Source organism: Paenibacillus sp. NPDC101420 (genome assembly GCF_050277435.1).
Taxonomy (GTDB): Bacteria; Bacillota; Bacilli; order Paenibacillales; family Paenibacillaceae; genus Paenibacillus_AQ.
Window position 1 is genome coordinate 43646 of sequence record NZ_JBNNSE010000012.1, and the last position, 21966, is coordinate 65611.

The window sequence follows — 21966 nt, forward strand, 5'->3', positions numbered from 1 at the left end:
CTCCGATAAACTCTTGAACGATTATGAACGCATCGTCGCATATTTCATTATCGCTTCTTGCGATGCTTCTTCTGCGAGTAGTTCACCAGTTATACGTCCTTCACACATGACAATAATGCGATGGCTCATTCTTAGAATCTCTGGGAGATCTGAAGAGACTATAATGATCGCTTTTCCCTCACCTGCTAGCTGATCAAGCAACTTATAGATCTCACTTTTCGCTCCTACATCAATACCACGTGTGGGCTCGTCGAAGATCAACACATCGCAATCTCTCGTTAACCATTTCCCGATAACTACTTTTTGCTGATTCCCACCGGATAAGAATTTGACTTTTTGACTAACACTTGGAGTCTTGGTTGCTAGTGCTTCCGCATGCTGCTCCGCGGACTTTCGCATCTCCCGATCCCTCATCCATCCGAATGCATTACGGAATTTATAGAAGGAAGCAATCGCATTATTCATGCTAATGTCCATATCTACAAGCAGCCCGTAGCGTTTGCGATCTTCGGACAAATAGCCAATTCCATGCTGCACGGCTTGGTGAGGCTGTTTTATACGAACCGTATTTCCATGCAGCTTAATCTCACCCTTATCGATAGGATCAGCCCCAAATACGGCACGAACAACCTCAGTACGTCCAGCGCCCATTAATCCAGCGAAGCCCAGAATCTCACCTTTATTCAGATGAAAGCTGATATCCTTCAACATTTGCCCACTGGATAAGTTTCGAACCTCTAGTACGACTTGCTCTGTCTGTAACGAATGTGTTGGCTTCGACGTTTGATACAGTTCACGACCAACCATCATGCTAATAATCTGATCAATAGTTATTGAATCCGTCCGAACAGTATCCACGTAACAACCATCCCGCATGACTGTAATGCGGTCTGTGATCCGTTTCAACTCATCCATGCGGTGAGAGATGTATATAATACCTACACCTTTTTCTCGTAATTGCTCGATCATACGGAATAACTCGTTAATTTCCGTATCTGTCAACGCTGCAGTTGGCTCATCCATGATCAGTACCTCCGCATTGAAGGACAAAGCTTTGGCGATTTCAACCATTTGCTGATTAGCAACTGTCAGATCTGAGACCAAAGTCTTCGGATCTAGTTTTAGATTCATCTGATCAAACAGTTCCTGCACCTTACGATTTAGCTCCAGATCATCAACGAACCATTTCAGTGCCTTGCGCGGCTCACGACCAATAAATATATTTTGGGCCACTGTAAGATGCGGCATTAGATTCAGTTCCTGATGAATGATACTAATCCCGAGTTCCTGCGCAGCGCGAGTATTGGCAATCTCCACCTCAGATCCCTTGTACCACATCTGACCCGCATCCTTGGAATAGACTCCTGTTGCAATCTTCATTAAGGTAGACTTTCCTGCGCCATTTTCACCGACTAAGGCATGCACTTCCCCACGCTTCAGCTCAAATTGACATTGATTCAATGCATGAACACCAGGAAAAAATTTATCAATCCCCGCCATTCGTAGTAATACTTCGTCCATTTCATATCCACCTCAAATCCTTTATGAATGCCTTTTTGTAAAGTAATCGCTTTCAAATGTTGAATGTAAAATTATTGTATTATCTATAAGTTTCCAATGTAATGGAATATTCTCCGTAAAAAAGTTTAAAATTTTATGTTTTGAAGCAAGCAAAAAAGACTACACCGTCCTTTTACGGACAAAGTAGCCTTTAGATTAGCTCATATGTGTATAACAGTTGTAATCCTTACATTCGAATAGCCTACAGGTTCTGACCCTTTCCAGCCACCAAGGTGAATGTCTTTGGTATTCCTTTATCATAAACATCCGAGGATAGATTGGGTTCTTCGATCAATTGGCGGATCACAAGACCGGAACTGGCAGCAGCTGTTACAATTTCTCCAAGCGTCCAGCGGCGCCAATATACAACGCTATGTTCCTGTTCGTCTATTGGTTTGCCTGTGGAAGGCAAATACTTAGAGTACGAGACCTTTTTTTCTTCCAATGTCGTATCGAAATAGTCCCCGTTAACTTTGTGCTTACGAACCTTCGCTGTAGAACCCTTAGAGGATATCAGCTTAGTTGTCACAGGATGGAAATCACGTAGAACAAAAATCCCACCAGGAGAAAGTAAATGGCGGACGGTTTCCATAAACGGTGCTAGGTCGGTAAAGTAGTGTACAATTCCTAATTCAGCAAATACGATATCATATGAACCATCGAGCACGTGATCTGGCAGCTTAAGTACATCCGATACGATATAGTTAAGCTGAACACCTGCTTCTTGTGCGAGATCAGCTGCATAACGCGCGTTAGCTTCTGAGAAGTCAGCAACAGTAACGTCCGCTCCAAGTAATGACAGCGCGACTGCCTTCATTCCGTTTGATCCCATGAGATTCATCATCTTTTTACCCTGTACATCTCCAAAATAAGAAGAGAGCGGGTACAGCTTTGCACTTGGTTCCTTGATTAACTTGGCTGCAGCCTCAGACGGTGTACCAAATCGAGCAACCCAAGCTGTGTACGTGTCTTCGTTCCATAGTTCCTCACTCGTTGGCGCAGTGCCTTTTCCAGGATGTAGTTCTAAATTTTGATCTTGTTCTTCCATACCTTGCGACCCCTTTATGATTAAAATATCTGTTATGAAGCATTCTGAATGGCATCTTCCACCTGAATCGTTTTCTTTCTTCCAGCGTACAAATATACGCCCAGTCCAAACATAACCAAAAGTCCACCTGCCCATTGTAGCGCAGTTAATTGTTCACCTAATAGCAGATAAGCAAGGATACTAGCCCCCACTGGTTCTCCTAAGATGTTCATAGATACCGTAGTTGCGGATACATACTGAAGCAACCAATTAAATAATATATGGCCAAACACCGTAGGAACAACTGCTAGCAATAGGAAAATCCCCCACTCATTCGCAGGATAATTAAAAAAGGAAATCCCCATGAACAGATTGTAAATGGCAAACACACCAGCCGCTGATAAGAAGACTATCAAGCTGTACAGGTATGAGGGCATGCGCACTACAAGCTTTTTACCGATAAGCATATGCACAGCTACCGCTACTGTTCCTCCAACCGATAAGAAATCACCTTTAAGATTATCTGCAGAGATACCAATATCGCCCCAACCGATAAACACTACTCCGCCAATAGCAATACTCAGCCCCAGAATAGCAGACACAGCCGTTTTTTCCTTATACAAAAAATAAACGCCCAGCATAATAAACACTGGCTCCAGCGCCATGATCATCGTTGAACTAGCTACCGAAGTATACTTCAAAGAGCCCATCCAAAGCAAAAAATGTAGAGCTAGCATAGTGCCTGAGAGCACAAGCATGATCCAGTCTTTTTTACGAAGAGCAAACGCTGCTCCGCTGTATGGTCTTGCAAAAGGCAACATCAGCAGCGAGGTGAACAACAGCCGATACATTCCTTGTATAGATGCTGGCGCTGCAGACCACTTAATAAAAATGGCGGAAAAAGAGATGGCCACAATCCCAATCAACATTAAAATCGGAATAGGAAGTGGCGGTTTTTTAAGCTTCACATGGTACGCGTCCTTTCACTATCTTAAGTCACTTATGTTAATTTAACGCAGACCGTGAAAAAATGCATCTATTTTCATTAGATTTCACTAAAAAAAGCATAAGCAATGTCATTTCTGACGAGAGCTCATGCTTCTTAAAGGCTAAGGTTTCAGAACCACCTTGATACAATCCTCTTTTTTCTCACTAAAAATGTCATAGCCATGCTCCGCTTTGCTGATAGGCAAGCGATGTGTAATGATATCTGTGGGATCAAATTTATTCTCTTTAATCATCTTATAGAGCAAAGGCATATAGTGAATCACTGGAGCCTGTCCCATTTTTAAAGTAATGTTGCGTTCAAATAGATGACCCAAAGGGAACATATTGTAATTAAGCCCATAAACTCCTACAAGCTGAATAGTTCCGAATTTACGTACGATATCCGAGGCCATTCTAAATGCACTGAGTGAGCCTCCCTGTAGCTTCAGAGTGGTTTCCACTTTCTCCAATGCAGATATTTTGGCATCCAAACCTACACAGTCAATAACTACATCTGCGCCCCCATGTGTTATCTCCTTCAAATGAGCTTCAATATCTTTAATCTCTTCAAAGTTGTAAATTTCGACATTATTGGTCAGCTTCGCATGCTGCAGACGGTAGCCGATATGATCAACCGCAATGACTCTTGAGGCGCCTTTGATCCAGGCAAATTTCTGAGTAAGCAGTCCAACAGGCCCGCAGCCGAGAACAATGACTGTATCCCCTGGCTTCACTCCGCCGCTTTCGACTCCCCACCAAGCAGTAGGTACAATATCAGATAAGAAAAGAATTTTTTCATCTTCCATTTCTGCATCCTCAGGAACGACAAAAGGGCCGAAATTACCATAAGGAACCCGCAGTAATTCGGCTTGCCCTCCTGCAAAGCCCCCATAAGTATCGGAATAACCCAGATATCCGCCTGTATCCTTGGCGTCATTAGCATTGTCGCATTGACTCTCCATCTCATGCTGGCAGAAGTAGCACTGACCACAGGCTACATTAAAGGGAATAATGATCCGGTCGCCTTTCTTGACTTTAGTTACGTCTGGACCGGTCTCCTCAACAATCCCCATGGGCTCATGACCAATAATATAGTCATCATGCATACCTGGAATTTCACCGTTAAAAATGTGCAGATCTGAGCCACAAATCGCTGTAGTGGTAATTCGAACGATAATGTCATCCTTTTTCTCAATCTTCGGATCAGCTACCTCTTTAACTTTCACTTTCTTCTTCCCTTGGTAGGTTAATGCTTTCATGCTGTTAATCCGCTCCTTTGGAAATGGTATAGAGATATAAGGATCACACCTTTCTATGTTATATCCCTATGCCTATCCTCTTATCCATGAAGAAGCGGAGAATACATCATAAGCGCATAGTTATCGGTTACAGCTTCATCTCCAACTAGGTCGCCGGTACGTGTGAATATTTTTCGACTGATCTTATTGCTACGAATATATCCACCCCATGGTTCTAGGCTTATCCGATGATCACTTTCGTACACTTCATATTTATAAAGGGACTGCTCATCGCATCTCCATTCCCCATGCAAATGGCTGTCATCCAGCCAGAGCTTTAATTGATACGTTTGATTCGTGTTATTCTTCATTTGAAGATCCAAATAATTATAAGAACAGGTGGCCCCGCTTCCAAATGGCTGTGTACGCTGTTCATCTGGAAATACATCATAGCTGTGCCGATGCCGTTCTGTAACCGTAAGAGGTGTATGCAGTGTCATCCAGTAGATCAGATTGGACAACTGGCACAGTCCCCCGCCAACTCCAGAATGGAAGCCACCATAATGCAGCACCATCCCCTCTAGATACCCTTTTCGCTTACTGGGCTTACCGATGCTTCTCCAATAGGAAAAAGTCTCACCCGGACGCACCAAGAGCCCATCCAGCTTCGCTATCGCCAGACGTAAATTGGTTATTTTATTGTATTGAAGCACCATATCTACATTCCGTAGACTTCTTAATAACGGTGTAGCATGAGTCATCACTTCATTAGATAAAATTTCACTAGTGCGCTGCTTCGCCACCTTGCTGCGGCTAGTGCACCATTTCAAATATCTTTTCCAAATAAAATATCGCTTTCCGGCAAATAGTCTAAGTCGAGAACGCTGAATAGGTTTCATGGCAGCCTGAGGTGTATTCATCTAGAACTGAACCTCGCTTTCAGCTCGTAACTGGGCGAATCTCCCTCCGATTACCGCATTATGATGCTTAACGATCTCACTACTATTCAGAACCCCATTATCAAAGGTGCTATGAGCATCTTGGACGAGAACACTCTTATACCCCATACTGTATGCGCGTCTTATTGTCGTATCTAGGCAGAACTCACTTTGCATCCCACAAATCACCAGATTCGTGATCCCCAGCTTCTGTAGCTCCTCTTGCAGTTCGGTTCGGTGAAAAGCATCCCAAGTAGGCTTCTCCACAATAACTTCGCCTTCCTGCGGTGTGATGCGGTGACTGATCTGCCATGTGGGCGTACCTTTTGTATATTCCTCATCTTCGGTGTGTTGAATATAAACTATTGGAGTACCTGCAACCCTAGCTTTGTTCTGAAGGGAAATAATTCTCTCCATTACACCCTCTTCATCGTACAGCTTTTGATCAGGATAGGAGAACATAGCTTCTTGAACATCGATAATTAATAGTGCAGTTGAATTTCCCATTTAGTACCTCCTACAATTTTTATGAAAATCATACCAGATTATGGGACATTCTATCTACCTATTTAAAGGCTTAAATCAATAAAAAAAGGGCATCTGCTGAGCAGACACCCGTTACATTTAAATACTTTTTACTTGCCACGCTTATTGTGCCAGATCAATGCATGCAGCTGTGGAAGGACACGTACTCTATTCATATCAGCGTCTACGATTACTTTATTAAACAACCATTCCAGCCTTCCCAAAAGTCGAGCAGAAATGTCGCCTTCTTCAGTGACATCATCATTCCCAGGCTGCAGAAAGAGCTGCACATTGGGATATCGCTGGTGAATGTCTTTTGCATAATCAAAATCCTTATCGTCAAACACTACGACCTTCAAGCTATGCATAGAACGACCCAGATTCTCCATCTTACTCATGATGTTATCTAGTATTTCCCAATTCGTCGTCATTCCTGAGCTTGGGGGTTTAGGGCTAATTGTCAGCACATCCACGTCATTGAACCAATCCTGCCATTTACTCCCCTGAGTTTCTATTGCAGCTTGTATCCCTCGCTCATGTAGCAGGTTAATAAAAGAGCCCAGCCCATCACCAATCAAAGCAGGATTTCCGCCTGAAATCGTAACACAGTCGAAATTATCTCCAGCTATAGCTAAAAGTTCATTCATAATTTCATCCGAGGTCATCATTCGAACCTTATCCTTAGCAGTACCATCCCAAGTAAAAGCAGAATCACACCAGCCACAGCGATAATCGCAGCCATAGGTGCGGACAAACATCGTCTTCACTCCAATTACCTCACCTTCGCCTTGAATAGTTGGACCGAACATTTCAATTACAGGAATCTTACTCACAGTCACAGCCTCCATATAAACGGTAGGATGGCCCTTCATCCGGAACATCTTCAGCCAGCACCTCTGCCCAGGAGGTTGGAGTCTCCCATAGCTTTACCGAGTACAAAGGCAACCCTGCTTGCTTAAGCTTGTAGGCAATATATGAAGACATATTTTCAACTGTGGTGCGGAAAGACAACAAAGCTACTTTGGAACCCGTATTCGTTAACGTCTCTAACACAGGTTCGTTTCCCATAGCGAGAAAAGCGTGATCTAGACGGTCTACAAGGCTTTGTTGCACAGTCGTCTTGATATCACTGAAGTCAATAACAAACCCTTCGTCTGAATGGCCTTCCGTAGCCTCTGGTTTGCCCTTAAGCACTACTTCGAGCTTATAAGTATGTCCATGCAGATTGCTACATTTCCCTTTGTGACCAATTAATTGATGCGCCGCATCAAACGTAAATATTTTGCAGACTGAAACCTCGTTAAGCATTAAGATCCGGCCTCCATTCTCTCCGCCTCATATTGCTCAAGACCACGCTGACGCAACAGACAGGCTGGACAAGTACCGCAGCCACTGCCAATAATACCGTTGTAACAGGTCAATGTGTGTTCGCGAACATAATCAAAATAACCCAGTTCATCGGTCATTTTCCACGTTTCTTTTTTATCCAGCCACATCAATGGAGTGTGTATCGCAAACTCATAGTCCATAGATAAATTCAGCGTAACATTCAATGATTTCACAAATACATCACGGCAGTCCGGATACCCGCTAAAGTCCGTTTGGCAGACACCAGTGACGATATGGGAGTAACCCAATTGTTTAGCTAATATTGCAGAAAAGGATAAAAATAACAGATTCCGTCCATCAACAAATGTACTAGGAAGCTCATCACCTTCGCCAGCAACGATATCAATATCCTGGCGGGTTAGTGCATTTGGAGCCAGCTGATTAAGCAGCCCAAGATCAAGGATATGCTGTTTTACATTAAACTTAGCTGCTATTTCTGTAGCAACTTCGATTTCAGCCGCATGACGCTGATTATAATTAAAGGTAACTACCTGCACTTCCTCAAACTGCTTCAATGCCCAAACCAGGCAAGTGGTGCTATCTTGTCCGCCGCTAAATACGACGAGTGCTTTTTTATTCATCTTAATCTCTCCTTATCAACTTGTTGGGATTAGCGGTTATCCACTTTTTCCGGATAGAGGTCGTGATTCATTAAGCGGTGCTCCGCCATCGCCTCATACTTCGTACCCGGTCTTCCATAGTTGCAATAAGGATCAATAGATATGCCTCCACGCGGAGTGAACTTGCCCCATACCTCAATGTATCGTGGGTCCATCAGTGAGATCAGATCATTCATAATAATGTTAACGCAGTCCTCATGAAAGTCACCGTGGTTACGGAAGCTAAACAGATACAGCTTTAATGATTTAGATTCCACCATTTTCTGTTCAGGAATATACGAAATATACAGTGTGGCAAAATCCGGCTGACCTGTAACAGGACATAAGCTAGTAAACTCAGGGCAGTTGAATTTAACAAAATAATCACGCCCTGGATGCTTGTTATCAAACACCTCAAGAATAGCTGGATCATAACCAAACTTGTACTGCGTTCCCTGATTACCAAGTAAAGTGACTTCTTGCATTTCCTCTTTCAATCTTCCTTCTGACACGACAAAAAACCCCTCTCTTTTCCTTCGGCCTTGGCCGGTAATGGAAAGAAGAACGAGATTTCGAAAACTTTGCTCCACTAAGAAGAAACGGAAGCAACGTCCGGGTTAAGGACTGCATCCGCTTATAAGATTTAATATACTCTTAGTTTTTTATAGAGGGAGTTCGCGAACCTCTCCTGCACAATCCGTGCAGACTTCTTCTTCATGCATATTGCGTCTTGAACTATACCATGGTAATTTGCTTCTGACAAGTTCTACGCTTTCCCCGTCTTCCAAATCCAGAGCGAAAGCACCACAATCCACAAGAGCAAAAGCAGGCTTTCTAGGAGCAATACTTTTTCTCCATTTAGAATACTGTTCAAATTCTGGACGATTTCAATACTTGGCAGAATAACAAAGATCGGATAGGTCCATTCTGGAAGAGCGACGTACACAGAAGCTACTAAGAAAAAAACAACCATAAATGCGGAGCAAATGGCTGAACCATTTTTGGAGGAACTTACCTTTAAACCAATGATAATTCCAACTTGCACAAAGATAATTCCACCCAATAACATATACAATAAGGAAGGGAGTAAATCCATTGTCAAACCTTGATTTAGTACATAAACAATCAGCTGTGATAACAAAGAAAAAACAAGAACAGATCCAGCTTTCGCAGTAATAATCTGGCCTCTGCTTAGCGGAGTAATCAACAGCGCATCATAAGTCTTACTCTCCCTCTCCTCAATTAATCCTGGGCCGGTAATCATGATCCCAACCATCACTTGCGCAAATAATATCCATGTAGAAAGAAGCATGAAGTCCAAACCGCTCTTGTCCACTACAGTGATGATGATTTTAGCCATAAATATAGGCAAAATTATTAGAATTACAGTCGCAGGATTACGCAGTATATCCTTACTTTCATGTTTAAACAGCTTCCATATCTGATAACTCAACTTAGCTCACTTCCCGTCAGGGCAGCGAATACATCTGCCAGCGAAGCTTCTTTACTGTGCATACTTAGAATTTGATTCGTAGACATTAGCTGATAGATATGATCTTTAGTAGCTTCTTCTGCAATCGGCCAGGATTTCATAACCACTTTCCCATCCTGCTGATATTTAACTTCAATTTCTGGTTTACCATAAATGGTCTTAAGTCTATGCGGTTCATCGAGTGCCACCAAAGCACCAGCGTGCATGATGCCCACTCTATCGCTTAATGCCTCGGCTTCGTGCATATCATGCGTCGTTAAGACGATGGTTGTGCCTTCTTCTTGAATTCTCTTGACGTGATTACGTATGAGTGAAGCTGAATTTGGATCTAACCCACTTGTAGGCTCATCTAAAAACAACACTTGAGGCTTATGTAATAAGGCTCTGGCGATTAGAACACGCTGCTTCCAGCCTTTGGATAAGCTGCTTACTTTAGCTTTTTCCTTATCTAACAGCTGGAGGGTTTCCATGACTTCATTCACTCGATTTCCTGCTACCCTATACAGATCAGCGAACAGCTCCAGATTATTTCGAATAGAACTACGCATGTATAGGTTCGGAAGCTCGAAAACAACACCAATTTGAGCATGGATTTCTTTTTTATGACATGAAATATTCATGCCATTAATTAAAATTTCTCCGCTTGTAGACTGAAGAAGCCCTGTCATCATTCGCATCGTTGTAGTCTTCCCTGCACCATTGGGACCTAGAAATCCAAAGACCTCACCTTTCTCCACCGTGAAAGTAATTCGATCAACTGCACACCTCTCCTGATAATATTTTGAGACCTCAGTTAGCTGAATCAATAACACTCCCCCCTTTTTAGAATAGTTAACTTTCTTCTATCCTTATTCTGGTTGTAGAGGATTATCTCTGTTGTTGCTATTCTGTAACATTCGCTATTCCTTAGTAGCTTCCTTTGTTCAAATCCGCTCAGATGTGGCAAAAATAAGGATTCAAATCCTAAGAAAAGGGTAACTTAAACATAATAATCTTCGAGGTAAGGGTGGGATCATCTAATGGAACAAAGTATACAGAAACTTATGGACTGGATTAACAGTCATGTGAATGAAACTATTGTAATTGAAAAGAAGGAGCTTCGTGATCTGGATAAAATTCATTTTAATCTAGAGGCTGTTGAGTTTCGGAGTGCGGAGGATGTTATCGATGATTATCTTGGGAGTGCATTAATATTAAAAGGATTTGGCAGCACTTTAAACGCCGATGGTGAGCTAGTATCGCTACCACACTCCACCTATGACTTAGCTATTGACGGGCTTCGGATTGAGGACATAAGTGATCGCAAGGCGGAAATAACTACTGAAAGAGCTAAATATACCCTTTCAGTGGATTAAGCCATATGTAATGACAGCAAAAGAGCCCACAGTAATCTGTGGGCTCTTTCTAATTAATAGTTACTCTTCTCCAATGATCTCCACTTCAGTTTCAAGCTCCACTCCGAATTTATCCTTCACAGTCGCTCTTACATGGTGAATTAGCCCAATGTAATCGCTGGCGGTTGCATTATCTGCATTTACAATAAACCCTGCATGCTTCTTGGATACCTCAGCACCACCGATTCTTGTTCCCTGCAAGCCACTCTCTTGAATTAACTGACCTGCAAACCGACCTGGAGGACGTTTAAAGACACTACCACAGGAAGGATACTCAAGCGGTTGCTTGGATTCACGCAAGTAAGTAAGTTCATCCATTTTCGACTTGATGGCTAATGCATCACCAGAAGTCATAGCAAAATTGGCCTCAAGTACGATGTATTCACCGCTTGCGAACACGCTTTTTCTATAACCCCATTGCAGCTCATCCCCTTGCAGAGTCACTAATTGTCCGCTCTTAGTTATAGCCAGTGCACTATGCAGTACATCTTTAATTTCTCCGCCGTAAGCGCCTGCGTTCATGTATAACGCTCCACCAACCGTTCCTGGAATGCCACAGGCGAACTCAAGACCCGTAAGCTCCATATCCAGCGCATATCTGGAAACATCAATAATCTTAGCGCCGCACTCCGCATATAAGAGATTGTCTCGAATCCCCACATCCGTTAGTCCTGCCGTTTGCAGAACTATTCCACGCACACCTCCATCACGGATAATCACATTGGAGCCGTTCCCAAGTACCGTAAGGTTTATCCCATTCTGTTCCGCATATGTAACGATCTTTTGAATTTCCTCATAAGTAGCTGGGGCTGCCAAAATATCAGCTTTACCGCCCATTTTAGTATACACGTGATCTTTTAAGTTCTCATGACTCTTCACAATCCCTGCAGTCATTAGCTGCTCTAAGTCATTTTGAATTTTGTCAATATTCATGTTTCATGCTCCTTTAACCATGTATAAATGATGGTCCTTGATCTATTTTTAGTAGTGGTATCATGGATTTGTAGGCAACCACAACTGTAACAACGAACAGGCTCCCTTGTCAATGACGGGAGCCTGTTCGTTGTATGATTTCAAAATAATTACACAGCTTTGTATGCAGCAAGCTCGTAAGGAAGGCACAGCGGCACACCGGTGCGTGGATCTGGAACAATATCTGCCTCAATTCCAAACACTTCCCGCAGTACATCTGGTGTCATAACTTCAGTAGGTGAGCCTTCACTAACCACAGTACCGGATTTAATAGCTACCATATGCTGTGCATAACGAGTAGCATGATTCAAATCATGCACGACCATGATAATGGTACGGCCTTCTTCCTCATTCAGCTTTTGCAGAAGCTGTAGAACTTCAAGCTGGTGAGCCATATCTAGAAATGTTGTTGGTTCGTCCAAAAATAGAATGTCAGTTTCTTGCGCCAATGCCATAGCGATCCAAGCGCGCTGACGTTGTCCTCCAGATAAGCGGTCAATCGGACGGTCATGGAAAGGCTCCATACCTGTAACAGTGATTGCGTTGGAGATAATGCTGCGATCCTCTGCTGTCATTGTGCCAAATCCTTTTTGATGCGGGAAACGGCCATAGCTGACAAGTTCAGAGACCGTTAGTCCGTCTGGAGCCGTCGGGTTTTGCGGTAAGATCGCAAGCTGACGAGCTACCTCTTTCGTTGAAAAGTTATGGATCGATTTGCCGTCCAGCATTACGCTGCCGCTCTTAGGCTTCATGATCCGGGCCATTGTTTTAAGAATTGTAGATTTACCAGAACCGTTAGCGCCCACTAGTGCGGTTATTTTTCCCGTAGGGATAGTTAAGTTCAACCCTTTAACAATTGTAGCCTCTGCATACCCAATACTTAACTCTTCTGTGTTCAAACGTTCTGACATGTTAACAACTCCTTAAAAGTTTTATGGAGCTATGCTCCTAGAATGAACTACATAGTAAAACTCGCTTCGTACGCATTATGCTTTTGATTTGGCGAGTAAATATAAAAAGTAAGGTGCACCAATGATCGCAACCACGATGCCTGTTGGAACTTCTGCAGGCTGTAACACCCATCTTCCGATAGTATCAGCAGTAATCATAAGAAGCGCCCCTGTCAACGCACTAGCGGGCAATAATACCTGATGACGGGGTCCCACAAGCTTGCGGGCAAGATGTGGTGCAATTAGGCCGACAAAGCCAATTCCTCCACTTACAGCAACGCAGGAGCCGGCAAGCGCAACTGCTGTCACTAGAAGAAGAATACGCTCCTTCTCCACTCGCATTCCAAGTCCTACTGAAGTATGGTCCCCTAGATTCAATACATTAAGAATACGGGCTTTATAGAAGGCGAACGGTAACAGAATCGCTATCCAAGGTAGCAGAGCAAGGACGAATCTCCAATCGCCACCCCATATTTTCCCGGCGATCCAAGTCGCTACAAACTGATAATTATTGGGATCAAGCCGAAGTGCCAACACCAGCTGGCAAGCGTTAATCCCGGCAGCGACTGCAATCCCGATAAGGATCAACCTTGTTGGAGATAGACCATCTGCTTTTCTATAAGCAAGAATATAGATTAAAGCGGCGGTTAAGCTAGCCCCTCCAAGCGCTAAGAGCGGCAAGACAAATACCGGAGCTGCTGTTGTAGCCGGAAAAAACGAGATAAAAATGATTACCGCAAAACCAGCACCCGCACTTATGCCCAGCGTAGCCGGTTCAGCAAGTGCATTTCTTGCGAGACTTTGTAAAATACAGCCTGACACCGCAAAGCCCGCTCCAACCAACAATGAAATTACGATGCGAGGCAATCTGAAATCAAATAAAATAAGCTTTTGCTGATGAGTTCCATCACCCAGCAGTGTATGTAATACCTCCCGTGGGGATAGACGCATAAATCCTGTATTCATACTGACAATAAAAACAACAACGATCAATATGGCAAGGACCGCTAACACTGTAATAGCACGTGTACGGCGTTCATTTTCATTGGTAGAAAGGGTTGTTCTGTGCATTACAGCTCCCCCTTCCGCTTACTCGCTAAGTAAATAAAGAAAGGTACACCGATGATGGCAATTAATGCGCCTAGCGGCGTCTCATAAGGGGCATTTATCATTCTAGCGGCGATATCCGCAAAGATGATCAATAAGCTCCCAAGAACTGCCGAGCAAGGAATGATCCAGCGATAATCTACTCCAACGAAATAACGTGCTACATGTGGAATAATTAGTCCTATAAAAGCAATCGGGCCAACCATTGAGACTGCACTTCCGGCAAGAACTACTACAACAATCATACATGCCAACTGTACTAATCTTGTCCGCTGCCCCAGACCAACTGCAACTTCTCTTCCTAAGCTGAGCAAGGTGACAGACCGCGATAACATCATCGCTGCGATTAATGCCACGAACACCCAAGGGAAAATAATCTTGATCTGAGTCCAGCTTGCCCCGCCCATTCCGCCAGCCAACCAGAAGGCTATATCCTGGGATAAGTTAAAAAGAATAGCTATGCCCTGACTAACAGCAACTAGTAGTGCACTTACCGCGGAACCTGCCAGCGTCAAACGTAAAGGTGTAAGGCCATTAAAAGATAGCGACCCGATTCCAAATACGATAAAAGAAGCTATAGCAGCACCTATAAAACAAAACAACATAAGTGAAGTGAATGAGATCGAAGGTGCAAAAGCAAAAACTATGGCCAGCGCTACACCTGCTCCCGCATTCAAGCCTAACAGACCTGAATCCGCAAGAGGGTTCCTTGTCATCCCCTGCATGATTGCCCCTGCTACTGCGAAGCAAGCACCGACCAAAGCACCTGCTATCGCGCGTGGAAATCGCAGTTCTCTTATCACCTGATGTTTTTGTACATCTGGATTGAAATGAAATATTGCTTCCCATACCGTAGCTAGCTTGATATCTGCCGCACCTACTGAGACCGAAAGTGCCAGTCCAAAGGCAATGGCAGCGAGTCCAATCACTAGAATACCCATTGCAGCTGCCGGTCGGGTATGTATAGCTTTTTGTGTATCATTTTTATTACGATGTGCGAAATCTGAGGGTGAAACCATGAGTCGTCTCCTTAATCGATAGTTACAATGTTCTATATGATAACAACAATCATTCTCATTATCGCAAAAAAAATTAGGTTGTACAATTGTAGGAGTTATTTTTCAGTAATACAGGAATGGTTTATAAAAAAATGGTGCAGATCTAAGCATCTTAAGATACTTGATCTGCACGCCCTTCCCCACCCAAATGATCAGTCACATTCATGGTGAATTACGACTTTTTATTTCACAAAACTTTTTAACACATCATCAATAATTTTGCCACCAGCGTTCGCACCACTGTATAGCCAACTGCTTGTTGAGCTCATTTCATGCACATTGCCAGCTTTTACAGCCGGGATGCCTTTCCAAATTGCACTGTCCAGAATCTCCGAACCCTCAGTCTTATCACTATTTACAAGGATAATATGATCTGCTGTCAGCTCAGAAAGCTTCTCTAGCGAAATTGGATTCCAAGTAGCTCTTGTACCAACAGGAATTTCTGTTACTAAGTTAGGCAGCTTTACACCAAGGTCTGTATATAATACAGCACCACTGCTGCGAGTTTCGTCTACAATATAGAAGTTCTTTTGTACCAACCATAAAATCGCCACGGACTCTTCTCCAATAGCTCCTTTAAGCTTTTCTTTCGCTGCAGCCGCCTTGTCTTCATAATCTTTAATGGCTTTCTCTGCTTCAGGAGTCTTGTTCAGAATTTCACCAATCTTGAGTAGCGATTTACGCCAATCTTGATTTAGCTTATCCCCAATCACATAAGTCGGTGCAATCTTATTCAGTTGGTCATAGATACCATTCTGTACAGATGACTCCGATGGGATGAGGATAAGATCCGGAGCGAAGCTGGTTACTGCCTCGAGCGGAAGATCGTAGCTGATCGTAGGAACATCCTTCAATTCAGTGGACAGATAATCTTGAATACCATTTGTCACTGACCATTGCGCTACTGGAGTCACACCTAGAGTTACCAAAGCATCCTCCAAATAAGAACCCAGTACACGCCCAGGATTAGCTGGAATCGTTACTTCATGTCCCATTGCATCCGTTAACGTCTTAGGGGCTGCAGGAGCTTCTGTAGCTTCAGCAGTAGGTGCCGTCGTTGGCTCTGTTCCTGCGTTTGAAGCGTTACCGGGATTATTATTACCGCAAGCGGATAAGAATAGCACCATCACCATTAATCCGACCATCGTTAATTTCATGCTTCCAAATCTTTTTCTGTTAAACAAAAACATTAAATACCCTCCTAGTGTGTGCATCCTATGTTATTCAAAGGTATTGACTACCTCAGTCTCACTTTTAAATGATATTGATTCTCATTCTCTATGTCAACATATAAATTTTAAATTTTGTGGATTTGCAATAATTCCCTTCTTAAAAATACAAAAAAAGGCTATATTCCGAACGTTCCGGATATAGCCTCTCCTCAATGATCCATTATTTATTCAAATGATATGGGACAGTCGCAACTACAACATCTTTTGAATTCATTAGATACGAACGGATTAAAAAGCTGGTCTGATTATGAAGTACAGCTTGCCACCAATGCTTAGTTATAAACTGTGGAATCAGAATCGTGATATGATCCGTCGCTGCGGTCTTCCACTCCACTGTATCAATAAATTTCACTAACGGACGAATAATACTGCGATATCTGGAACGAAGTACGATCAGGCGTACACCCGGATTCCATTCCTCCCACCGTTGCTCCATTTTTTGAATGTCCTCTTCATCAAAGCCAACATACACGGCTACAACATTATCCGTTAGAGACTTGGCATAGCTGATGGAATGTAGTACAGCACGTGTTACACCCGCAACAGGAACAACAACTGTACTGCCTTTAATCAAAGGTTTATCTGTACTCGGGCATATACGAAGCTGATCCGCAGTGTTCAAATAGTGCCTGTGAATCCGGTGGAACACGAACATTACAGCAGGTAAGAAAATGAAAGCCATCCATACGCTTGAGAATTTAGTGATGATAAAAATAAGCGTAATCGTCAATGTAGTCAGCATACCGATGGTATTTACAACAAATCTTTTTTTCCATCCCGCTGGTTTTGTTTTAAACCAATGAACCATCATTCCTAGCTGTGACAATGTGAAAGGAATGAATACACCAACCGCATAAAGTGGAATCAAGCTTTCTGTATTTCCGTGGAATGCAGCTACAAGCACAGCAGACAGAACACCTAGAAAAATAATACCATTAGAGAAACCTAGACGGTCACCACGAACCATAAAAGCATGTGGCATATATTTATCTTTTGCAAACATAAATGCGAGCAGCGGGAACGCTGAGTAAGCTGTATTAGCTGCCAAGAACAAAATTACTGCTGTAATACCTTGAATGAAAAAATATAAGGTTCCGCGGCCAAAGGTCGATTCAGCGATCTGAGAAACAACCGTTGCCTTTTCATCAGGCACTATGCCGTACCAATACGCCAGTAGTGTGATACCTGTAAACATAAATCCAAGTATAACCCCCATGACCATTAAGGTCTTGGCTGCGTTCTTTTCAGCAGGTGCTTTAAAGTTTGGAATGGCATTAGATACAGCCTCTACACCCGTAAGTGCCGAACAGCCAGAACTGAAGGCTTTTAATAGTAGAAACAAACTAACATTAGAAACAGCAGAGCCAATTTCAGGGACATTCGCATGCACGCCACCTGCTGCATATTTAATAACACCGGAGATAATCAAGACTACAATCGACACCACAAACAAATACACTGGGATTGCGATGAATGAAGCTGATTCTGTAACTCCGCGAAGATTAATCAAAGTAAGTAAAATAATAACTGATACTGCAATAAGAACGGTGTGATTATGAAGACTTGGAAAAGCCGATGTGATCGCATCCGTCCCTGCCGACGCACTAACAGCTACGGTCAGAATGTAATCCACTAACAAAGACCCTCCTGCTAAGAGCCCTGTCGGAACACCAAGATTACTCTTGGCAACGATGTAAGCTCCGCCTCCCTGAGGATAAGCGTAAATCGTCTGCCGATAGGATAAAATCAGGATGGCCAGCAGGCCCAATACGGCTAATGCAATTGGCAGGGAATACCAGATGGCAGTAAACCCCGCAGCCACCAGTACAATCAAAATTTGTTCCGTTCCGTAGGCTACAGACGAGAGCGCATCAGAAGACAGGACAGCCAGTGCTTTAACCTTGGATAACTTTTCATGATCGAGTTCGTTCGACTTCATCGGACGCCCGATCAATAGTCGTTTTACCTTGCTTACCATGGTGGATACAGTTCCTTTCTTTGGGAGCTGAAACGGAATTTCCGCGCGCTGTTTTCATTGGTGGATTTCATAAATGCAGACACTAAAAATAGCATACGGAAATGATCCGCATGCTATGCATGGTCATTATCCCACCTTTGCTTACGAGGTTAGCTGGCGGATTCGGGCTGTGGTTTAGCCCTACGGTAAAAGTCTAATCGACCCATTCCGATTCACCCCATTGGCACATATGCCAAGTTTGGTTCCCCCGTTTTTCCTAAGAAAATTCAGCGCATATTCAACTTCTCACAAGGTCTAATATTAGTCTACAAAGTGTATACAGTAAAGCGTTGAAAAAAATGAAAAAAGAATGAAAAAACATCCAGTAAGCGCAAATACAGCGTCTTATTGGATGCTCTCTTTCATTCTCTTCAATTATCCCTCTGGATCGTGTTTTTAATCACTTTTCACATTTTTTCGGATCACTTAAAGTTAAAAAATCAAAATCCTAAACTTTCCTCTGTATCTAACTCCATCACTTCTTCCTTACGTCCGTACCAAAGTAAAATGCTAATTAAAACAAAAGCGATTAATGCAAGGAAAGGAATCGTAATGAATCCAAAAAAGTTCAAGTAATCCTTATTACAAGGAACTCCAATTGTACAAGGAAGCACTTTACTTAACGCAGGAATCTTCTGCTCCGCATAATGATAGATCGAGATACTACCACCAATCAAGCTTAGTGGAAGAACATATGGGATAATCCTTTTATCCCCTCGAAACGTCGCAATTCCCAAGAGGAATAACTGAGGATACATAAAAATTCGCTGGAACCAGCAAAGCTTACAAGGTTCATATTTCAATACTTCGCTCAGATACAAGCTACCAGCAACAGCAACTAAAGAGACGAACCAGGCCAGATACAGGCAGTTACGCTTGCAAAAAGATAGGAACTTTGTCACTTTGCCTCCACAGCTTTTGCGGCGTCGTTAATCTCAGTTGAAATCGCTTCAATGTTAAATGGATCCGCAGTCATTACTCCATTGATATAAAGGGATGGTGTAGTCGTCACCCCAGCTTCACTAGCTAACTGCATACCCTTATTCAGCTCATCTGCATACGTACGATCCTTGATATCTTTACGCAGCAGTTCGTAATCGATAGCTAACTTCTCTTTCTCCGCAAGGCTTACTAAGAAATCTTCAGTCGCCCATTCTTCGCTCTCATCACCTTGCTGAGCATATACAGCATCATAGAACTTCCAGAATTCATCATGATTCTGATGGTAAACAGATAATGCAGCAAGTGAGGCAGTTTCAGAGTCTGGACCAACGAAAGCCATATTTACAAAGTAGAGCGCTGCTTTTCCCTCGTTGACAAAATCTTGAACAATTTTCGGTTTAACTGAAGTTGCAAATTGGGAACACGCTGGACATTTTAAGTCTCCAAATTCAACAATTTTAACAGGTGCATCCTCTTTACCGACTCTAGGTAGCTCACTGTAATTGAATGCTACTGGGTCTCCCGAAGTGGCATTTTTTGCGGCATCTTTCGAAGCTAACATAAACAATCCAACAAAAATGATGACTACTAAAGCTATTGAACTAATAATTAAAATTCTCGTCTTCTGCTTTTGCTGCTCCTGTTCTACCCGCCGTTTCTCTTGTTTGCTAAGCTGGGGAACGCTTGTACTTTTATTAGGTTTACTCAAGGAGAGTTCCTTTCTGTCCTCTGTGGACTAATGTAGTTTTTATCATATACATTTAAAATTATATAATTTTTAATCTCTTTTTGGCAAACAATACTGTAAAAACACTGTAAAAAAGACACAGCGCTATAGCACTGTGTCCTAATATTACTAATAAGTTCGTTATGCACCAGCTTCTTCAGTCAATAGCTGTAACTTCAGCAGCTTAATTCGAGAAATCCGCTTATTATCCGTTTCTTCCACAATAAACAGATGATCATCAAATTCTACAGACTGTCCTTTTTGAGGTGGATTAACCTCCAATTTAGAATACAGCCAACCGCCTATCGTATCATAATCCTCAGTATCCATATGGAGCCCCAAAAGATCATTGATCTCTTCAATAAGCATCAAGCCGTCGATGGAGTGTTCATCCTCCCCCAGCTTCTCAACACCAGGACGTTCTTCATCGAACTCATCCTGAATTTCTCCTACAATTTCCTCCATGATATCTTCCAGCGTAACCATTCCTGATGTTCCACCGTACTCATCAATCAGAATGGCGATTTGTGTCTTTGCGCGCTGCATGACTTTCAGCAGAGCACTAATCTGAATAGATTCTGGTACGGTTAGTATAGGACGAATCAATTTATTATAGCTTTGTTCACGATCCCTAATTAAGTCCTTGATATGAATGAAGCCTAGGATATGATCCTTATCACCATCACAGACTGGATAACGCGTCCTCATTCCATCAAAAGCAATCTCAAGGTTCTCTTCCGTTGAAAGATGATTATTCAGGCAGATCATTTCTGTTCGAGGAATCATGATCTCACGGGCCATTGTGTCCACAAATTCAAAAATATTGTCAACCAGCGCCATTTCGGTATTATCAATAAAGCCGCTTTTATTACTTTCTTGCATGATAATACGGATTTCTTCTTCCGTATGCGCCGTTCCCAGCTCTGAAGCAGGGGATAAACGGAAGATCCGTAATAAACCACGTGCCAGCCCATTTACGATCCAAATCACTGGATACATGATCTTGTAAAACACATTCATCGGCCCAGATGTTAGCAAAAGGACAGATTCAGCCTTGTTAACTGCAATAGTCTTAGGTGCAAGTTCTCCTAGTACGATATGCAAGATAGTGATAAACATTAGAGCAATAATCAAAGATACAACATTAACAGCGGTTACTCCAAAACCTATACTTCCTAATAAGGGCCCAACAAGGTTAGCTATAGCGGGTTGCCCCAACCATCCTAGCGCAAGTGAAGCCAATGTAATACCAAGCTGACAGGCGGATAGATAACCTTCCAAGTTGCGTACGATGCTTCTCGCTTTTAAAGCTTTTTTACTACCTTCTTCAATAAGGGTATCAATTCTACCGCTTCGTACTTTCACCATTGCGTATTCAACTGAAACAAAAAATCCATTTAATAATACCAACAGAATAATAAGACCTACGTGTAATATACCGGGTAAAGGGTCGCTCAATTTATAATCCTATCCATCATTCTCCGTACGGATGGATAGGCCCACCTCCTTCGTTTTTTCAGAGTATCAGCAAGAAGCTTGCCAGTTGTTCCTTTCAGTATCAATTTCCCAATGGTTTCATCTCCAGTCTGGAATCACGTTTTTGAATATATACTTTATTATATTATTACATAGCCCATCAAAACAGGTCAAAACCAGTGTAAAAATATGATCTATTTTTGCCGCTGATGGACACATACCCCTTAATAGTAGAAACAGGTACAAACTAATAAAAAGAGATTATGTGATTTTTCCGTGATTTTATCAGATGATTTTCTTTTGTTCTAATTTCTTATAAATGTGTTCCTTCTATTA

General features: G+C 42.6%; 22 protein-coding genes and 2 riboswitches. Of the genes, 1 reads left to right on the top strand and 21 read right to left on the bottom strand.

Annotated features, from left to right (window positions below):
- Nucleotides 1-21: 21 nt before the first annotated feature.
- The 12 genes from ACQKMP_RS29320 to ACQKMP_RS29375 all read right to left on the bottom strand — a co-directional run bounded on the left by ACQKMP_RS29320 (nt 22) and on the right by ACQKMP_RS29375 (nt 10561).
- Complete coding sequence (locus tag ACQKMP_RS29320) at nt 22-1521, bottom strand: sugar ABC transporter ATP-binding protein (RefSeq protein ID WP_339796021.1); 1500 nt, start codon at nt 1519-1521, stop codon at nt 22-24.
- A gap of 241 nt (nt 1522-1762) precedes the next feature.
- Complete coding sequence (locus ACQKMP_RS29325) at nt 1763-2608, bottom strand: class I SAM-dependent methyltransferase (RefSeq protein WP_427472389.1); 846 nt, start codon at nt 2606-2608, stop codon at nt 1763-1765.
- A 32-nt stretch (nt 2609-2640) separates the two neighbouring features.
- A complete protein-coding gene (locus ACQKMP_RS29330; protein ID WP_427472391.1) occupies nt 2641-3555 on the bottom strand; it encodes a DMT family transporter in 915 nt (304 codons plus the stop codon).
- A 141-nt stretch (nt 3556-3696) separates the two neighbouring features.
- Entirely contained in the window at nt 3697-4833 is a 1137-nt protein-coding gene (locus tag ACQKMP_RS29335) for a zinc-dependent alcohol dehydrogenase (RefSeq protein ID WP_042188612.1), read from the bottom strand.
- 80 nt (nt 4834-4913) lie between these two features.
- Nucleotides 4914-5732: a VanW family protein gene (locus ACQKMP_RS29340; protein ID WP_042188614.1), complete on the bottom strand. Its 819-nt coding sequence runs from the start codon at nt 5730-5732 to the stop codon at nt 4914-4916.
- Nucleotides 5733-6257, bottom strand: coding sequence for a cysteine hydrolase family protein (locus ACQKMP_RS29345; RefSeq protein ID WP_042188616.1), 525 nt, complete (start codon nt 6255-6257; stop codon nt 5733-5735).
- Nucleotides 6258-6385: 128 nt separating this feature from the next.
- Nucleotides 6386-7108, bottom strand: coding sequence for a 7-carboxy-7-deazaguanine synthase QueE (gene queE, locus ACQKMP_RS29350; RefSeq protein WP_427472394.1), 723 nt, complete (start codon nt 7106-7108; stop codon nt 6386-6388).
- Nucleotides 7101-7583: a 6-pyruvoyl trahydropterin synthase family protein gene (locus tag ACQKMP_RS29355; RefSeq protein WP_076298716.1), complete on the bottom strand. Its 483-nt coding sequence runs from the start codon at nt 7581-7583 to the stop codon at nt 7101-7103. The genes queE and ACQKMP_RS29355 overlap by 8 nt, the downstream gene beginning before the upstream one ends.
- Nucleotides 7583-8245, bottom strand: coding sequence for a 7-cyano-7-deazaguanine synthase QueC (gene queC / locus ACQKMP_RS29360; protein WP_427472396.1), 663 nt, complete (start codon nt 8243-8245; stop codon nt 7583-7585). The genes ACQKMP_RS29355 and queC overlap by 1 nt, the downstream gene beginning before the upstream one ends.
- 29 nt (nt 8246-8274) lie before the next feature.
- Entirely contained in the window at nt 8275-8748 is a 474-nt protein-coding gene (queF, locus tag ACQKMP_RS29365; protein WP_042193989.1) for a preQ(1) synthase, read from the bottom strand.
- 163 nt (nt 8749-8911) lie between these two features.
- Nucleotides 8912-8955: riboswitch (PreQ1 riboswitch) on the bottom strand.
- Nucleotides 8956-9029: 74 nt separating this feature from the next.
- A complete protein-coding gene (locus ACQKMP_RS29370) occupies nt 9030-9716 on the bottom strand; it encodes an ABC transporter permease (RefSeq protein ID WP_427472398.1) in 687 nt (228 codons plus the stop codon).
- A complete protein-coding gene (locus ACQKMP_RS29375) occupies nt 9713-10561 on the bottom strand; it encodes an ABC transporter ATP-binding protein (protein ID WP_042188626.1) in 849 nt (282 codons plus the stop codon). Before ACQKMP_RS29375 ends, ACQKMP_RS29370 begins: the two co-directional genes overlap by 4 nt.
- Before the next feature lie 213 nt (nt 10562-10774).
- Between ACQKMP_RS29375 and ACQKMP_RS29380 the strand changes: the two genes are divergently transcribed.
- Nucleotides 10775-11110 carry a hypothetical protein gene (locus ACQKMP_RS29380; protein WP_042188628.1) on the top strand — a complete coding sequence of 112 codons (336 nt, stop codon included), beginning with the start codon at nt 10775-10777 and terminating at the stop codon, nt 11108-11110.
- Between the two features lie 60 nt (nt 11111-11170).
- Here ACQKMP_RS29380 and murB read toward each other — a convergent pair whose 3' ends face one another.
- The 9 genes from murB to ACQKMP_RS29425 all read right to left on the bottom strand — a co-directional run bounded on the left by murB (nt 11171) and on the right by ACQKMP_RS29425 (nt 21612).
- Nucleotides 11171-12082 (bottom strand): UDP-N-acetylmuramate dehydrogenase, encoded by a 912-nt coding sequence (gene murB / locus ACQKMP_RS29385; RefSeq protein WP_076283599.1) that lies wholly within the window; start codon nt 12080-12082, stop codon nt 11171-11173.
- Between the two features lie 149 nt (nt 12083-12231).
- The gene (locus ACQKMP_RS29390) at nt 12232-13032 is read right to left on the bottom strand and encodes an ABC transporter ATP-binding protein (protein WP_042188632.1); all 801 of its coding nucleotides are present in this window, start codon (nt 13030-13032) and stop codon (nt 12232-12234) included.
- A gap of 75 nt (nt 13033-13107) precedes the next feature.
- Nucleotides 13108-14142, bottom strand: a complete 1035-nt coding sequence (locus ACQKMP_RS29395; protein WP_341125012.1) for an iron ABC transporter permease — start codon at nt 14140-14142, stop codon at nt 13108-13110.
- Entirely contained in the window at nt 14142-15197 is a 1056-nt protein-coding gene (locus ACQKMP_RS29400) for a FecCD family ABC transporter permease (RefSeq protein ID WP_042188636.1), read from the bottom strand. The genes ACQKMP_RS29395 and ACQKMP_RS29400 overlap by 1 nt, the downstream gene beginning before the upstream one ends.
- A gap of 221 nt (nt 15198-15418) precedes the next feature.
- On the bottom strand, nt 15419-16426 hold the full coding sequence (locus ACQKMP_RS29405) for an ABC transporter substrate-binding protein (RefSeq protein WP_427472402.1): 1008 nt from the start codon (nt 16424-16426) through the stop codon (nt 15419-15421).
- A gap of 202 nt (nt 16427-16628) precedes the next feature.
- Nucleotides 16629-18446 carry an APC family permease gene (locus ACQKMP_RS29410; protein ID WP_339241452.1) on the bottom strand — a complete coding sequence of 606 codons (1818 nt, stop codon included), beginning with the start codon at nt 18444-18446 and terminating at the stop codon, nt 16629-16631.
- A gap of 123 nt (nt 18447-18569) precedes the next feature.
- Nucleotides 18570-18728: riboswitch (cyclic di-AMP (ydaO/yuaA leader) on the bottom strand.
- A 197-nt stretch (nt 18729-18925) separates the two neighbouring features.
- Nucleotides 18926-19387, bottom strand: a complete 462-nt coding sequence (locus ACQKMP_RS29415) for a disulfide oxidoreductase (protein ID WP_427472405.1) — start codon at nt 19385-19387, stop codon at nt 18926-18928.
- The gene (locus ACQKMP_RS29420) at nt 19384-20136 is read right to left on the bottom strand and encodes a DsbA family protein (protein ID WP_427472407.1); all 753 of its coding nucleotides are present in this window, start codon (nt 20134-20136) and stop codon (nt 19384-19386) included. Before ACQKMP_RS29420 ends, ACQKMP_RS29415 begins: the two co-directional genes overlap by 4 nt.
- Before the next feature lie 159 nt (nt 20137-20295).
- The gene (locus ACQKMP_RS29425) at nt 20296-21612 is read right to left on the bottom strand and encodes a hemolysin family protein (RefSeq protein ID WP_042188644.1); all 1317 of its coding nucleotides are present in this window, start codon (nt 21610-21612) and stop codon (nt 20296-20298) included.
- Nucleotides 21613-21966 lie beyond the last annotated feature (354 nt).

Coding starts and splice junctions, on each gene's coding strand:
- ACQKMP_RS29320 (WP_339796021.1), bottom strand. CDS start 1,521: ATGGACGAAGTATTACTACGAATGGCGGGGATTGATAAATTTTTTCCT.
- ACQKMP_RS29325 (WP_427472389.1), bottom strand. CDS start 2,608: ATGGAAGAACAAGATCAAAATTTAGAACTACATCCTGGAAAAGGCACT.
- ACQKMP_RS29335 (WP_042188612.1), bottom strand. CDS start 4,833: ATGAAAGCATTAACCTACCAAGGGAAGAAGAAAGTGAAAGTTAAAGAG.
- ACQKMP_RS29340 (WP_042188614.1), bottom strand. CDS start 5,732: ATGAATACACCTCAGGCTGCCATGAAACCTATTCAGCGTTCTCGACTT.
- ACQKMP_RS29345 (WP_042188616.1), bottom strand. CDS start 6,257: ATGGGAAATTCAACTGCACTATTAATTATCGATGTTCAAGAAGCTATG.
- ACQKMP_RS29355 (WP_076298716.1), bottom strand. CDS start 7,583: ATGCTTAACGAGGTTTCAGTCTGCAAAATATTTACGTTTGATGCGGCG.
- queC (WP_427472396.1), bottom strand. CDS start 8,245: ATGAATAAAAAAGCACTCGTCGTATTTAGCGGCGGACAAGATAGCACC.
- queF (WP_042193989.1), bottom strand. CDS start 8,748: ATGCAAGAAGTCACTTTACTTGGTAATCAGGGAACGCAGTACAAGTTT.
- ACQKMP_RS29380 (WP_042188628.1), top strand. CDS start 10,775: ATGGAACAAAGTATACAGAAACTTATGGACTGGATTAACAGTCATGTG.
- murB (WP_076283599.1), bottom strand. CDS start 12,082: ATGAATATTGACAAAATTCAAAATGACTTAGAGCAGCTAATGACTGCA.
- ACQKMP_RS29390 (WP_042188632.1), bottom strand. CDS start 13,032: ATGTCAGAACGTTTGAACACAGAAGAGTTAAGTATTGGGTATGCAGAG.
- ACQKMP_RS29395 (WP_341125012.1), bottom strand. CDS start 14,142: ATGCACAGAACAACCCTTTCTACCAATGAAAATGAACGCCGTACACGT.
- ACQKMP_RS29400 (WP_042188636.1), bottom strand. CDS start 15,197: ATGGTTTCACCCTCAGATTTCGCACATCGTAATAAAAATGATACACAA.
- ACQKMP_RS29405 (WP_427472402.1), bottom strand. CDS start 16,426: ATGTTTTTGTTTAACAGAAAAAGATTTGGAAGCATGAAATTAACGATG.
- ACQKMP_RS29410 (WP_339241452.1), bottom strand. CDS start 18,446: ATGGTAAGCAAGGTAAAACGACTATTGATCGGGCGTCCGATGAAGTCG.